Here is a 14,458-nt window from a genome sequence, read left to right on the forward strand (position 1 = left end):
CACAATTGTACCTCTTGTCGCCCTAAGGACTAAAATATTTTCACCATTGTGGGAAATTAACCGAAACTGTGAACTGCCTTAACTGTACATTGAAATTACCCTTACTTGTGCCATAATAAAAGGAGATATCGCTAACAACTTTTCATTTGTTAATGCGACATCTCCTTCATAAAAGATTTTGTATTACACGGTAAACTTTACGTAATGTATTTCTATTTGATTATAATTCTACTTCATATCTTTTGAAGTAGTGTCTACCATCAGGAAGAACAAATTCTAATTGCCAACCAACTAAACTTAATTCATTAAGTTTATTTTGAATTTCAGCATCAGATTTTGAAGATAAAGAAATTATTAAATACTCGATATCCATGTGCACACTCCTATTAGAAAAATAATATTATATTAATAGCTTCTTTATTTTATGTAAGTTTATTTTATTTATTCTACTGAGGTAATTAAGAAGTAAATAAAGTTTTTTATACAAAGTACTATTAAGCTAATGGAGGATAACAAAATGAAAGTTAAATCTTATAATAGTAATTATAGTTTTGATGCGTTTACTGATAAAGAAGTTATATTTTGCAAGGGACGAGGGAAGAGACCGATAGTTAGTGGGGGAAAAATATCAAAAGATCAATGCCCATTTTGTCCTGGAGCTGAAGAGGATACTCCACAGACAATAATGTCAGTTGGAAACCCATGGACTATGAGAGTAATAGAAAATAAATATCCAGCAGTGGCTTCTTTAGATAATGAAAATTTTGATATTAGAGGACTTCATTATGTAGTTATAGAAACTAATAATCATTATAAGAAGTTATCTGATTTTAAAGATGAAGAGATTTCGCAGTTATTAAAGTTATATATAGATATGATTAAATATATAAAAAAATATAAAGAAATTAACCATATTCAAATTTTTAAAAATTATAAACGAGAAGCTGGTGCATCTATGGATCATATACATTCTCAAATATTAGCTACAAATAATATACCTAATAAGTATTTGAAAGAAGAAGAAAAGTTAAAGCTGTATATAGAAAAGACAGGTCGTTGTATGATTTGTGATGAAATAAATGAAGAAATAAAAGAAAAAGATAGGGTAGTATATGAAGGAAAGTATTTTTTAGCATATTGTCCTAAAGGGTCTATATTAGCGTATACTGTTAGAATTGTTCCTAAAGTGCATACTAAATCAATGGAGGAGTTTTCAGAAGAAGAGATAAGTGAATTATCATATATATATATTAAGGTTATAAAAAATCTTGATAATATACTTCAAGATCCTCCCATTAATATATGCTATTATTTCATTAAAGAAAGTAGCTATTATCATTTTTATATAGAATTTTACCCTAGAAAAAATAACTTAGCAGGATATGAATTATCAACGGATATAATGCTAAACTCTGTGTGTCCTGAAGATGCAGCTTATGAATTATCATGGAATGGATTAGGGCACAAGTATGAAGGCACAAGGCACAGATAATGAGGAAATTGCTGCGGAATTTCTGTAATTGTAAGTGTGGTTTTAAAGAGATATAGAATACTCTAAAAATACAACTTAGAAAGAAAAAAATTGTTATTATAGTATTGTAAAATAAAGGACTTGGTTACAGTAGTGTAGCAAGTCCTTTATTTTATATAGAGTTTTTGATAAATAAATTGATTCAATAAAAACAAAAGAGTACAATTTTCCTGTGCCCTGTGCCCTGTGCCCTGTGCCCTGTGCCCTACTTTTTTAATCTTTTATAAGTATCATCTATTATTTCTTTTGGATAGTTTAAGATTTCTAATATTTTTACTGCATTTGAAGAAGGACAAAGTCCTTTTTTCAATTTATAATCAAAAGTCATAGATTTATCTTTATTTATTGTTTCAGAGAAATAATAAAAACTATAATTTTTAACCATGGATGTTAGCTCCATATCGTGAGTAGCAACTATAGGGATACAATTACTTTTTGATAAGTAATTACAAATAGATGCAGCAGCAGCTACTCTTTCTGTAGGATTAGTTCCTTTAAATATTTCGTCTATTATACAAAGAATAGGTACTTCATTATTACAATTTTGAACAATAGTTTGAACAGCTTGAGCTTCTTCAAGATAATAACTTTTTCCTGCTAACATGTTATCATTTCTACTGATAGAAGTTAAAATATTTAAAATTGGTGCTTCATATTTCTTAGCAAAAGCTATACCTACTGTTTGTGCTAAAATAACATTAATACCGATACTTCTTAAGAAAGTAGATTTACCTGCCATATTTGAACCTGTAAGAATTAATCCATGATCTTTAATAGTTAGTGAGTTTGCTACACAATTTTCTATAAGAGGATTATATAAATCTTCACAGGAGAAGGTTTTATTATCAGTGAAGTTTGGAGAACAAACATAGTTGTTTTCTTCAATTTCCTCTATAGCTAAGTTGCTATCTAGTTCACCGATAATTTCGATTAATTCAAGAAGTTCTTTATTGTTACGATCTAATACATTAGCTATTATATTGTAAGCAAAATATCTTATGCCAAATAGTGTATCTAATGTTATTATTATGGCACTTTGTTTATGTGGTGTACCTAACCATTTACTCAAAGTTGGAATTAAAGAGAACTTTTTATGAATCTCTTCAATTCTTTTTATATCATCAGCAAATTCTGGTGCATTGATATTAGCAAGGTCCTCAGCACCAGAAATAACTTTTGCTAAGTATTTTATTAAGATTATAGTATCATTATTATCGTCAAAGAACTTACCTGAGAATATTGGGTAAGTAATTATCGGAAATACTATTAAAAATAATAAAAATGGATTCAGAAAATATAGTGCTACAGCTAACACAGTACATATTAAAGAAATCTTAGACATTATAGATACAGTAGTAGATCTTTTTAGTTTATTAAATACGATGTCTGTAAAATTATAATATCCTATAGTACCGATGTTATCTAATATTTTTCCTATTCTAGTTTTCATATTAGAAGATTTTAATTTAGAAATTTTATCACGTCTTTTTTCTAAATCTTCTTTATTTGTCAAAGGATTTCTTATGTTACTATATAAGATTTGTTCTCCCAATGATGTTCTAAGATAAGGACAAAATAACTTTAAGTATACATTATCCATCATTAAATCTTTAAATGTTCCTTCATCTATGGAAGTATCTTTTTTTGTAACTTTTAAAAAGTATGAAGTAAAAATTGATTTTCGCTCATGAAGTTCTTCTAGTTCTAAAAGAGCTTTAGTGTATTCGTCCATCACAATCCCTCCCCAAAAATAAAGTTAATTAAAGCACTTGGAAAATATAAAACTTTAGATAATAGCTTTCATCATCATTCCAAAGTATTGGATGATCCGGTGCTTGAGTTTTAAATTCAACCTGTCTTAACATTTTTCCTGCATCCCTTGCAGCATCAGCAATAGCTTTTTTAAATAACTCTGGACTCATAAAGTGAGAGCAAGAAGCAGTTACAAGATATCCCCCATCTTTTACAACTTTAAGTCCTCTAAAGTTAAGTTTCTTATAACCTTTTTGTGCAGCTTTTATTGTATCTCTTGATTTTGTAAATGCTGGCGGATCTAAGATAACAACATCAAATTTTTTCCCTTGATGATAGAAGTTATTAAGAGCTTCAAAAGCATCTTCACAAATAAATTCTACAGTATCTTCTAAGTTATTTAGTTTGGCATTTTCTCTGCAGTTATTTACAGCATGCTGAGATATGTCAACACCAATTACATGCTTTGCACCAGCTATACCAGCATTTAATGCAAAAGAGCCAGTATGTGTACAGATATCAATAACCTCTGCATCTTTACAAATTTTATGGATGGCTTTTCTGTTTTCCTTTTGGTCTAAAAAGAAACCAGTTTTTTGACCATTTTCAATATCTACGTGGTATTTTACGCCATTTTCTTCGATGATTATATTAGTATCAAAAGGAGCTGTTAAGAATCCTTTTGTTAATTCCATACCTTCCTTTTTTCTAACACTAGCGTCACTTCTTTCATAAACGCCTTTTGCACCGAAATCCTCTACTAATATATCAACAATAGTTTGTTTATATTTATCTATTCCAAGAGCTAATGATTGGATAACATAATAGTCATTAAATTTATCAATAACCATTCCAGGAACAAAATCTGCTTCACCGAATAAGAATCTACAACTAGATGTATCGATAACCTTTTTTCTATAATCCCAAGCAAGATGTAATTTGCGTCTAAAGAATTCCTTATCAATCTCTTCATTTATATCTCTAGTTAAAATTCTAATAGTAATTAATGAAGCATCATTTATATACCCTTTACCTATAAATTTACCTTCATTAGTATATACATCAACAATGTCGCCATTAGTATACTCACCATCGTAGCCCATAATTTCGCCACTAAATATCCAAGGATGCCCCAAAATAGCTTTTTGACCTTTACCTTTATGTAAATAGAATTTACAGTTCATAAATTTATCCTCCAAAAATATTAATCTTATTATAGTATAACCATCAAAAGAGCAAAAAGCATTAATAACTATTAAATAGATAAAGAGAGAACAAATTTCCTTTGACAGAAAACTGGTGTATAAATTAAACTAATAGTTAGTGTTACAATAGTAGAAATTATACGGGACTGTAGGAGGAATATATGAGTATATTAACAGTTAAGAATATCAGTCATGGTTTTGGTGATAGAGCTATTTTTGAAGATGTATCTTTTAGATTATTAAAAGGTGAGCATGTAGGTCTTATCGGTGCAAATGGAGAAGGTAAATCTACATTTATGAGTATAATAACAAGTAAGCTTATGCCTGATGAAGGAAAAGTTATTTGGTCTAATAATGTTAGAGTTGGATATATGGATCAGCATGCAGCATTGACAAAGGGACAAAGTATACGTGAAGCATTAAGAGATGCATTTAAATATTTATTTGATTTAGAGGCAGAAATGAATTCTTTATATGAAAAAATGGGTGAAGTTGATGCTGATGAATTAAATAAAATGCTTGAAAGAACTGCTGTTATTCAAGATATGCTAGATAACAATGGATTTTATGTTATAGATGCAAAAGTTGAAGAAGTAGCAAAAGGATTAGGACTTTTAGATTTAGGGTTAGATAGAGATGTAGATAATTTATCTGGTGGACAAAGAACAAAGATACTTTTAGGAAAGTTATTACTTCAAACTCCAGATATATTACTTTTAGATGAGCCTACAAACTATCTTGATGAAGAACATGTAGAATGGCTTAAGAGATATCTTCAAAATTATGAAAATGCATTTATATTAATATCTCATGATATTCCTTTCTTAAACTCTGTTGTTAATTTAATTTATCATGTAGAGGAAAGAAAGCTTACAAGATATGTTGGTGATTATTATGAGTTTAAGAGATTATATGATGAAAATAAAAAGAGACTAGAAGCAGCTTATGAAAAGCAACAAAAGGAAATTGCTAGATTAGAGGATTTCGTAGCTAGAAATAAGGCGAATGTTGCTACATCAAACATGGCTAAATCTAGACAAAAGAAACTTGATAAGATGGAAAAAATAGAGCTTATGAAAGAGAAGCCAAAGCCGGAGTTTAACTTTAAGATGGCGAGAACTTCAGGAAAGTTAATATTTGAAACTAAAGATTTAGTAATAGGTTATGATGAGCCATTAACAAAACCATTAAATCTTCTTTTAGAGAGAGGACAAAAGGTAGCTTTAGTTGGAGCTAATGGTCTTGGTAAATCTACTCTTCTTAAGAGTTTACTTGGAAAGATACAACCAATAAGTGGAGAAGTAGAACTTGGTGAATATCAACATATAGGATATTTTGAACAAGAAGAAAGAGAAAGTAATTATAACAGTTGCATTGATGAAGTGTGGAATGAATTCCCTTCATATAGTCAATATGAAATAAGAGCTGCTTTAGCTAAATGTGGGCTTACAACAAAGCAAATTGAATCAAAAATAGTTGTACTTTCAGGAGGGGAAGCTGCAAAGGTAAGACTTTGTAAGATTCTTAACAATGAAACAAATATATTAATTCTTGATGAGCCTACAAACCATCTTGATGTAGAAGCAAAGGATGAATTAAAGAGAGCATTAAAAGCATATAAAGGAACTATACTTTTAGTATGCCACGAACCAGAATTCTATAGAGATATAGTTACAGAAACTTGGAATTGTGAAGATTGGACATTAAAATTGGTGTAACAGTAAAACAACTGTATTAGATAAGAAAATTAAAGCACACTATCTTAGAAGGATAGGTGCTTTTTTTTTTAGATTAATTAAGGTTTCTTGTGAAAATTGTTGTAAGCATATATAATTGTGTAGAATTAATGATTTGGAGGATTTAAACATGGCAGGAAATAGAGTTATATGTCATTGCAAAAATGTCGACTATATTACAATAAGAAAAGCAATGATTCAAGGTGCACGTACTCTTGATGAAATAAAAGCAATGACTGGTGCTGCAACTGGATGTGGAAAATGTGCAGAAGAAATTGAAAAAATATTAGCATCAGTATGTGGATGTAAAAATGTATCTCTTGAAGAGGTTGTATTTGCTGTTAAAAATGGAGCAGACACAGTAGATAAAGTTGGAGAAATTACAGGTGCAGGTACTGATTGTGAAAGATGCAAAGCTTTAGTACAAAATGTAATAGATTTAAAAAGATAGATTAATATAATGAAAATCAAGCACACTATTCATGATGGGATAGGTGCTTTTTTGTGTTTAAAATCAAGTTGTAGTATAAGAGAAAATTAGTATATTTTTGACATTATATTCACTTCAAGAGTGTATAAAAGAAAAACCATTAGCAAGTATATCTATGAGAGATGTAGCTAAGCATGCTAATATGTCTCATCAAAAATTACTTTATTATTTCAAGAGTAAAGATGATTTGATTTGTTCTTATGTTGAGTATGCAAAAGATTTCTTTTCAAGCAAGTGTATTGAATGGTTTGAAGAGAATGATAAAAAGAAAGAAGAGACAAATAAAGAGTATATAAATCGATTTTTAAAATATGTAGCAGAAGGTAATGAAGATGAACATAGACCAAATGTAGCTGTTTAGATTTATGTAATGGCACAATATAATGAAAAAATAGCCAAATTGATTAATGATATGTTTAATTCATGGAAAAAAGTTATGGAGAAATGTTTAGTTAAAATTTATGGATCTAAAGTGGGAGTGAATGAAGCAGAAGCAATGATGATACTGATTTTTGGTACATTTTTGTGTAATTACAATAAGGTACTCTCAGGAACTATAAATTCAGAAATAATTGATAATATCTCAAATTTAAAAGATGAATAGTGATAAAAATAGGAAGGATGATTAATATGGGGACCTTGGAATAAATCATTCTTTACTCTTGGTGTTGATGCCCTTAGTTGGTTTGTACTTGCTATAACAGTTATTGTTGGAATTGGAGTATCAATGGATGGTATGTATGTTATTGGATTAGAAAATGCAAGACGTAGTGAAAATCATGAGGGATATAAAATCCGTTCCATTAAAATGTATCAGTTGTGCAGCATGTGCACCACAGATTGAATATGTAAAAGTTAATGATATTGTAGTAGTAAAACCAGGAAATAAAATACCTACTGATGGAATAATTATAGAAGGTGAGACATCGATAGATGAATCGATGATAACAGGATAAAGTTTGCCAAAAGATAAGTATCAAGGTGATGAAGTTATTGGAGGAACTTATAATTGTTTTGGTAGTATTAAAGTTAAGGTGTCAAGAGTAGGTAAGGATACAACACTTAAACAAATTGTAAAGGCTGTAGAAGTAGCACAGGAATCAAGAGCACCTATTCAAAAATTAGTAGATAAGATAGCAGCTTATTTTATTCCGTTAGTTATTATAATAGCTGTGATTACTTTTATATATTGGTTCTTTCATAATGGAGAAAAAGATTTTTATATTGCTATGCTAAATGCAAGTGCTGTAATGATTATTGCATGTCCTTGTACATTAGGATTAGCTACACCCACTGCAATATTAGAAGGGACAAGTTGTGGTGCTGAAAGAGGTATTCTAATTAAAGGTGGAGAAGCACTATAGCAAGCATATAATATTGACACTATCGGTTTTGATAAAACAGGTACTATTACAGAAGGTGCTATGAATGTATCAGATTTTTGGAATTATGAAAATATAAGTATTGAAGAATATCAAGAGCTTATATATATTCTAGAAAATAAGTCTGAGCATCCCATAGGTATAATTGTTATTAAAAGAAAAGGGGTTGTCGCACAAAAAAGTAAAATCAAAGTACGGTAGTTTTTTCATCAAAATAGAAGTCAGTGCACAGTGATAGATGAAATTCCCTTTAAGGGGGATTTCTGAGATTTTAAGTGTAATAATTTTGTATATAGAATAAGATAGTTTCCTTAAGGTATTTGTATTTTATATAGAACTATCACGAGGGGCTAATGAAGGTTGTACCTTCATGTAGCTTGAACTAGAAATTCATGATTAGTGAAAACAAAACTTAAGTATAGCAGTTTTATATGTATTATGTATTGTCAAAGTTATTAGTTATTATTCATAGAATCTTTAAAAGTAGGGAGTATAATAAAGCTTAAATAAAATACATCATGGAGATAGAAGATATGGAAAAGTATAGGATTTTAGGTGTTGATGAAAACGCATCAATGGAAGAAGTTAAAAGAGCGTATGAAAATAAAGTAAGAGAATATAGAGATAATATAAAAGATGAAAAAAGGGCAATGGCATTTATAAAAGTATTTGATAAGGCATATGAAGAAATAAAGTTAGAAAAGGAAAAGAATCAATATCAGCAAACCAGGGTCATAGATAGAAAAGAAGTTGAAGCAAGGCAAAATTCAGATAGTAATGAAGAAGAATCAACAAGGAGAAGAAGAAGGGATGGTTCATCTTCAAGAAGTGTAAAAAGTAAAAATCATAATAATAAATCTAAGAATAATGATAAAGATAGGGAAGAAAAAAGAAGTAAGTCTAGAAAAGACCAGTCAAAAAAGAAGAAAGAATCATCTTCAACAAGTGAATTGATAAAGTTACCATTACAAATTGTAATATTACCAATAGTAGCGTTGTTATCTTTAGTTATATTTTTGTGTAAGATAATAAATTTGATATCATGGATTGCTTCAAAAGTTGTAATGATTGCGGCAATAGCGGTATCGGCTATACATGGATATCAAATCTATATTGGACATGCTCCTAAGTATAAGATATTTATAATAAGTGGCATAGCATTTGTAGTGGCATTATTCTTACCAATTGTTTTAAATACGTTGCTATCTATATTAGAAGGTATTAATAATGGGTTGAAAAAATTAGTATAAAAGATATTTTTACATTAATAATAGTCGTGAACGTGAAAAAATAGGTCGTTAATGTAAAAAAAGTCTACAAAAATGCGAATGAGATTAAAAATATGGAGTATAAGTAAAATTGTAGAAATCTATATAAAAGGTTTTGTATAATAGAGTTATGGAAAGCAAAGAATATATTTAATAAAAAGATTTAAGGAGAAATGGAAATGGATATTAAACTTTTAAAAAAATATATCAATGTATGTAAGGAATATGGTTTTGAACCAAGTTTCAGAGACTTAAATAAATTTAAAACAATTGCAATATAAAATAGCTAGTCACATAAAAATTCATATAGATAAAAAAAAGAACCACTCTTCCCCGGTTCTTTTTTTATTTTTCCTAAAATACAGATAATCATTAAAAAATATCGTGAACGTTAAAAAATAAATCGTTAGTGCAATAATTTATTTTAAAAATGCAAATAGGAGCAAAAAAAGCATGTATAAGTAAAATTATAGAAATTACTATATAGACTTTAGTATAATAGAATCATGGAAAGCGAAAAGAACATTTATAGATAGATAAGAGATTTAAGGAGGAGTAAAAAATGGATATTAAACTTCTAAAAAAATATATGAATGTATGTAAGGAATATGGATTTAAACCAAGTTTCGAAGACTTAAATAAATTTAAGACAATTGCAATATAAAATAGTTAGCCACATAAAATTTATATAGATAAAAAAAAGAACCACTCTTCCCCGGTTCTTTTTTTATTGCTTAAAATTTGAAGAGGGTAGTATGTCAAAAAAACTATTAAGTTAATATTATAATATTAATATTAATTATTAGGGAGAGTATTGTATGAACATTGATTTTCATGTTCATGGATTATTAAGTAAGAAGAGAGCATTTAATGAGAAATTCTTTTTAGAAGAAATTAATAGTGCTAAAGAAAGTAATATAGAGGGTATTGCCCTTTGTGAGCATTTTCAAGCAATAGCTTTTAATGATATATATAAATATTTAGAAAGTAATTATCCGTATAGAGGTGATAGATATTTAGTTAATGGTATTTCTATATTTCCATCTATGGAGGTAAGTATAAAGGGTGGAGGGCATGTAATTTTAGTTGGTGAAATAGAGTCTATCGTAGAACTGCATCATAGATTAATGGGTAATGTAGAAAGAGAAAATTTTATTGAGTTTGAAGAGTTATTGAATTTAGGAGATAGATACAAATGCTTTAAGATAGGAGCACATCCATTTAGAAAAGGGCAAAAGCTATTTAAGAAGCCGATAGAGCTTTTAGGAAGATTAGACGTTTTAGAGTTAAATGCTAAGGATATTTATAAAAAAGGAGAGATAGAGGTAAAGAAAAATGTAGTAAGTCTTGCAGAAAAGCTAAATAAACCAATAGTTGGTGGTAGTGATAGTCATACTGCACTACAAATTGGTTCAATTAAGACTAGTATAAATGGACAACATTACAAGATAGTAGATATAAAAAGATCTCTAGAAAGTAATTGTCAGGTAAAAATATCTTCATCATTAGAGTTTAAAGTTTTCTCATCAAAGATATTAAAAAGATATCTTGCATCAACAGTTAGAAAATATGATAATGATACAAGTTTTAAGATATAAAGATAAGAGTGTAAATAATAAGTAGGGAATCACAATTGCAAAATTTAATAGGTATTGTGATATCCCAATACTTTTAGTTGTATATATATTACAATAAAGGTATAATTATTTAAGAACGGAGGGAACCTATGAAAGAGAAAAAGATAATAAGAGATGGTCATATACATTCCCCATATTGTCCTCATGGATCAAAAGATCCTTTTCATATGTACATAGATAAGGCAATAGACATGGGCTTAGAAGAAATAACATTTACTGAACATATGCCATTTCCAATGGTATTTATGGATGAAGAAATTTTAAAAGAATGTTCTCCGTCTGAAGAGGAAATAAAACAATATTTTAATGAATTATTGGAGCTTAAGAAAACTTATAGTGAAAAGATAAAAATTAATATTGGATTAGAAGTGGATTATATAGAAGGATACGAAAAGGAAACAAAAGATTTTTTAGACAAGTATGGAAATAGATTAGATGATGCAATATTATCTGTACACTTTTTAAAAATAGGTGATGACTATTATGCAATGGATTATAGCGTGGATGTATTTGGTGAATTAGTTGAAAAGTTAGGCGGAGTAAAAGAGGTTTATGATAAGTATTTTGAGATAGTTCTAAAATCTATAACAGCTGATTTAGGTACTTATAAACCAAGGAGAATAGGACATCCTACTCTTGTTAGACTATTTAATAAAAAATATCCAATAGATTATGATAATGTTCAATTATTAGAAGATATAGCAAAAGAAATAAAAGAAAGAGGATATGAGATTGATTTTAATACAGCAGGATTAAGAAAAGAATATTGTTTAGAACCATATCCATCAGGTAAGTTTAATGAATTGGTCACTAAGTATAATATAAGAAAGGTTTATGGATCTGATTCTCATATATCATCAGATGTAGGAAAATCTTTTGATAATTATTAATATTGACTTTTATAGTCTTTTATAAGAAAATATTTAATGGTATAAATATGGAAAGCAGATGGGCGGCATTACTACCCATAGGCTTTCCTTTTTTATTGTAAAAAAATAAGGAGATAAAAAATGAAAAAGGTATTTCAAGATAAGAAATTTTTAAAGACTGTTTTTGCCTTAGCATTACCTATTACACTTCAAAGTTTTATAACATCTTCTCTGAATTTAATAGATAATGTTATGGTTGGTCGACTTGGTGAATCAGCTATTGCATCAGTTGGATTAGCTAATCAATATATTTTTGTATTTACTTTATGTATATTTGGAATAAATTCAGGAGCAAGCATCTTTATGTCTCAATTTTGGGGCAAGAAAGATCTTAAGAGCATTAAGACATTTTTAGGAGTAGATATAACAATAGGATTTATAGCATCTATTTTATTTGCTATTGGTGCAGGAGTATTTCCAAATGTAATAATGAACTTTTTTTCAAACGATCCTGAGGTTATTGCAAGGGGAATACAATACTTAAGAATAGTAGCGCTAAGCTGTATTTTTGTTAATTTTACTCAAAGTTATTCATCAGCATTAAGAAGTACGGGACAAGTTAAGTTACCAATGTACGCAAGTTTAATAGGGGTGGCATCAAACGCAGTATTAAACTGGATTTTCATATTTGGAAAGTTCGGTATACCAGCAATGGGCGTTAATGGAGCAGCCTTAGCTACTACTATTGCTAGAATTATTGAAATGATATTTATAGTTTCTGTTGTTTATGCAAAAAATAATATCGTGGCAGCTAATCTTAGAGAGATTATGAATTTTAAAATAAGTACTATAAAAACATATTTTATTACATCTTGGTCTGTAATAGTTAATGAACTAGTATGGTCTTTAGGTTTAACAGCGTATTCTATTGCATATGCAAAAATAGGTACAAATGCCGTTGCTACGATGCAGATAGCTAATACATTAAATAATATGTTCTTAGTATTTTTATCAGGTATGGCTAGTGCAGCATCTATAATCATTGGAAACAATATAGGTGCAGGAAAGGAAGAAGTTGCGAGGGAATATTCTCACAATATTGCAAAATTATCTGTAGTTGTAGGGTTTACTCTTGGAATAATCGTATGGATAACAGCACCACTAGTATTAAAACCATTTAGTGTTACTAGCGAAACTTATTTTGATACTATACAAGTTCTTAGGGTAATGGCGATGTTCTTTACATTAAGGTCCTATAATCTAGTTATGATAGTAGGCGTTTTTAGAGGCGGCGGTGATACTACTTATGCTATGATTTTACAAGGATGTACAATATGGTTTTATTCAGTGCCATTATCATTTATTGGAGCTATGGTTTTAAAATTGCCTGTAGCTGGAGTTTTTGCATTATTAACAACAGAAGAAATTATAAAGGCGTTTTTACAAACACGTAGATTGAAGTCTGGAAAATGGTTAAGAAATGTTATAAGTAATATTTAGTTATATAAAAAGGGTTATCGTATAAACAAATGAAGATTTGTTAGCGATAACCTTTTTATTAATTCAAATTTTATAATTATAGTGAAAATTTTTGACTGTGTACTTGAGACCTTCTTAAGTAGTTTTAATTTTTTCAACAGTATATCCTCTATCTTGCAATTGACTAACTATGCCGTCTTCTCCAAAATAGTGGAGAGCACCTACAGCAACAGCAAGTTTTTTATTATTAGATATATTTTTTTCTATCTCATCAACCATGTTCCTATTTCTAGATTTTATTAATAGGTCATATTCTTTAGGAGATTTTTTTGAATGATTTATGGAATCCATCATGTAGTTTTCATCTCCGTTAATAAAGGCTGTGAATAAAATTCTATTGCTATCATCTTCACTAGAATTGCTTCTAGTATTACTACCATAAGAATTTAGTATTTCTTTTAAAGTATAGATGTCATATAGTTTGCTTAGACGATCAAATTGAAGATCTAAAGATTCTAGTTGAACTATATTTTTATTTGAGCACTTAAATTTAGCCATTAATTTATTATCTAAGCCTTCACCAGTCAATCCTGAGTTGATACAATTTAAGTTATTAAGATTCATACAGATTCCTGTAGAATTCATATTTCTTAATACTGAATAATTTATATTATAATCCATACAAAGAGTTTGCAATTTACGAATTTCTTCATTAGTTAATTGTGATTCTATAGTATCACCAGTAGGACATAAAAGTTTCATTGACATACCTAATGTTTCAGCCATAGTAGGATTTATTTCTACAGCTAATGTATCACATTTATCAGTTATCTTTAGTAGCGCATCATTGTAGAAATCATAATTTGGATCGCTACAATGGATAGTACCTATAAGATAAACTTCCTTGGCTCCTTTTGTAGCTTTCCAAAGATAACCTTTAGTAGTGAGCTTTGCAGTATTTTTTATAGCAACAGTAGATAATGTTGGAGAAGAAAGAAAATTCTTATGATTTACTTTATGTGTTTCTACTGAATTAAAAGATATTAATTGAAAAAGAGAAAATAGTAACAATAAAAAACTATATATATGTTTTTTTGATTTTTTCATAA

Annotated in this window: 14 protein-coding genes and 1 pseudogene; 11 read left to right on the forward strand and 4 right to left on the reverse strand. The window is 28.8% G+C overall.

The features are described 5' to 3' along the window. Positions 1-220: 220 nt before the first annotated feature. A complete protein-coding gene (locus KQI30_RS04655; protein WP_216462083.1) occupies positions 221-373 on the reverse strand; it encodes a hypothetical protein in 153 nt (50 codons plus the stop codon). A gap of 144 nt (positions 374-517) precedes the next feature. On the opposite strand from KQI30_RS04655, the gene KQI30_RS04660 reads away from it, so the two are divergent. Next, on the forward strand, positions 518-1,492 hold the full coding sequence (locus KQI30_RS04660; protein WP_216462084.1) for a galactose-1-phosphate uridylyltransferase: 975 nt from the start codon (positions 518-520) through the stop codon (positions 1,490-1,492). Between the two features lie 244 nt (positions 1,493-1,736). On the opposite strand, the gene KQI30_RS04665 is transcribed toward KQI30_RS04660, so the two are convergent. Beyond that, positions 1,737-3,263, reverse strand: a complete 1,527-nt coding sequence (locus KQI30_RS04665) for a MutS-related protein (protein WP_216462085.1) — start codon at positions 3,261-3,263, stop codon at positions 1,737-1,739. A gap of 28 nt (positions 3,264-3,291) precedes the next feature. Further along, the gene (locus KQI30_RS04670; protein WP_216462086.1) at positions 3,292-4,467 is read right to left on the reverse strand and encodes a class I SAM-dependent rRNA methyltransferase; all 1,176 of its coding nucleotides are present in this window, start codon (positions 4,465-4,467) and stop codon (positions 3,292-3,294) included. Between the two features lie 182 nt (positions 4,468-4,649). On the opposite strand from KQI30_RS04670, the gene abc-f reads away from it, so the two are divergent. The 10 genes and pseudogenes from abc-f to KQI30_RS04725 all read left to right on the forward strand — a co-directional run bounded on the left by abc-f (position 4,650) and on the right by KQI30_RS04725 (position 13,370). Next, positions 4,650-6,206: a ribosomal protection-like ABC-F family protein gene (gene abc-f / locus KQI30_RS04675; RefSeq protein ID WP_216462087.1), complete on the forward strand. Its 1,557-nt coding sequence runs from the start codon at positions 4,650-4,652 to the stop codon at positions 6,204-6,206. Positions 6,207-6,354: 148 nt separating this feature from the next. Beyond that, positions 6,355-6,675, forward strand: a complete 321-nt coding sequence (locus KQI30_RS04680; RefSeq protein WP_216462088.1) for a (2Fe-2S)-binding protein — start codon at positions 6,355-6,357, stop codon at positions 6,673-6,675. 97 nt (positions 6,676-6,772) lie between these two features. Further along, positions 6,773-7,075: a TetR/AcrR family transcriptional regulator gene (locus KQI30_RS04685; RefSeq protein WP_216462089.1), complete on the forward strand. Its 303-nt coding sequence runs from the start codon at positions 6,773-6,775 to the stop codon at positions 7,073-7,075. 9 nt (positions 7,076-7,084) lie between these two features. Beyond that, positions 7,085-7,318 (forward strand): hypothetical protein, encoded by a 234-nt coding sequence (locus KQI30_RS04690; protein ID WP_216462090.1) that lies wholly within the window; start codon positions 7,085-7,087, stop codon positions 7,316-7,318. Positions 7,319-7,493: 175 nt separating this feature from the next. Beyond that, a pseudogene (locus KQI30_RS04700) lies at positions 7,494-8,078 on the forward strand (HAD-IC family P-type ATPase). Between the two features lie 60 nt (positions 8,079-8,138). After that, positions 8,139-8,297, forward strand: a complete 159-nt coding sequence (locus KQI30_RS04705) for a hypothetical protein (protein ID WP_253287384.1) — start codon at positions 8,139-8,141, stop codon at positions 8,295-8,297. Positions 8,298-8,629: 332 nt separating this feature from the next. Further along, entirely contained in the window at positions 8,630-9,346 is a 717-nt protein-coding gene (locus tag KQI30_RS04710) for a J domain-containing protein (RefSeq protein WP_216462093.1), read from the forward strand. 836 nt (positions 9,347-10,182) lie between these two features. After that, positions 10,183-10,962 (forward strand): PHP domain-containing protein, encoded by a 780-nt coding sequence (locus KQI30_RS04715; protein WP_216462094.1) that lies wholly within the window; start codon positions 10,183-10,185, stop codon positions 10,960-10,962. Positions 10,963-11,090: 128 nt separating this feature from the next. Continuing rightward, on the forward strand, positions 11,091-11,891 hold the full coding sequence (gene hisJ / locus KQI30_RS04720) for a histidinol-phosphatase HisJ (protein WP_216462095.1): 801 nt from the start codon (positions 11,091-11,093) through the stop codon (positions 11,889-11,891). Between the two features lie 120 nt (positions 11,892-12,011). After that, on the forward strand, positions 12,012-13,370 hold the full coding sequence (locus tag KQI30_RS04725; RefSeq protein ID WP_216462096.1) for an MATE family efflux transporter: 1,359 nt from the start codon (positions 12,012-12,014) through the stop codon (positions 13,368-13,370). Positions 13,371-13,484: 114 nt separating this feature from the next. On the opposite strand, the gene KQI30_RS04730 is transcribed toward KQI30_RS04725, so the two are convergent. Continuing rightward, complete coding sequence (locus KQI30_RS04730) at positions 13,485-14,456, reverse strand: TraB/GumN family protein (protein ID WP_216462097.1); 972 nt, start codon at positions 14,454-14,456, stop codon at positions 13,485-13,487. Positions 14,457-14,458: the final 2 nt, after the last annotated feature.

It is taken from the genome of Clostridium bornimense (genome assembly GCF_018917145.1).
Classification (GTDB): Bacteria; Bacillota; Clostridia; order Clostridiales; family Clostridiaceae; genus Clostridium_AN; species Clostridium_AN bornimense_A.

Bases quoted from the DNA above. Each gene is read 5' to 3' on its own strand.
- KQI30_RS04655 (WP_216462083.1), bottom strand. From the start codon at position 373: ATGGATATCGAGTATTTAATAATTTCTTTATCTTCAAAATCTGATGCT.
- KQI30_RS04660 (WP_216462084.1), top strand. From the start codon at position 518: ATGAAAGTTAAATCTTATAATAGTAATTATAGTTTTGATGCGTTTACT.
- KQI30_RS04665 (WP_216462085.1), bottom strand. From the start codon at position 3,263: ATGGACGAATACACTAAAGCTCTTTTAGAACTAGAAGAACTTCATGAG.
- KQI30_RS04670 (WP_216462086.1), bottom strand. From the start codon at position 4,467: ATGAACTGTAAATTCTATTTACATAAAGGTAAAGGTCAAAAAGCTATT.
- abc-f (WP_216462087.1), top strand. From the start codon at position 4,650: ATGAGTATATTAACAGTTAAGAATATCAGTCATGGTTTTGGTGATAGA.
- KQI30_RS04680 (WP_216462088.1), top strand. From the start codon at position 6,355: ATGGCAGGAAATAGAGTTATATGTCATTGCAAAAATGTCGACTATATT.
- KQI30_RS04690 (WP_216462090.1), top strand. From the start codon at position 7,085: ATGGCACAATATAATGAAAAAATAGCCAAATTGATTAATGATATGTTT.
- KQI30_RS04705 (WP_253287384.1), top strand. From the start codon at position 8,139: ATGAATGTATCAGATTTTTGGAATTATGAAAATATAAGTATTGAAGAA.
- KQI30_RS04710 (WP_216462093.1), top strand. From the start codon at position 8,630: ATGGAAAAGTATAGGATTTTAGGTGTTGATGAAAACGCATCAATGGAA.
- KQI30_RS04715 (WP_216462094.1), top strand. From the start codon at position 10,183: ATGAACATTGATTTTCATGTTCATGGATTATTAAGTAAGAAGAGAGCA.
- hisJ (WP_216462095.1), top strand. From the start codon at position 11,091: ATGAAAGAGAAAAAGATAATAAGAGATGGTCATATACATTCCCCATAT.
- KQI30_RS04725 (WP_216462096.1), top strand. From the start codon at position 12,012: ATGAAAAAGGTATTTCAAGATAAGAAATTTTTAAAGACTGTTTTTGCC.
- KQI30_RS04730 (WP_216462097.1), bottom strand. From the start codon at position 14,456: ATGAAAAAATCAAAAAAACATATATATAGTTTTTTATTGTTACTATTT.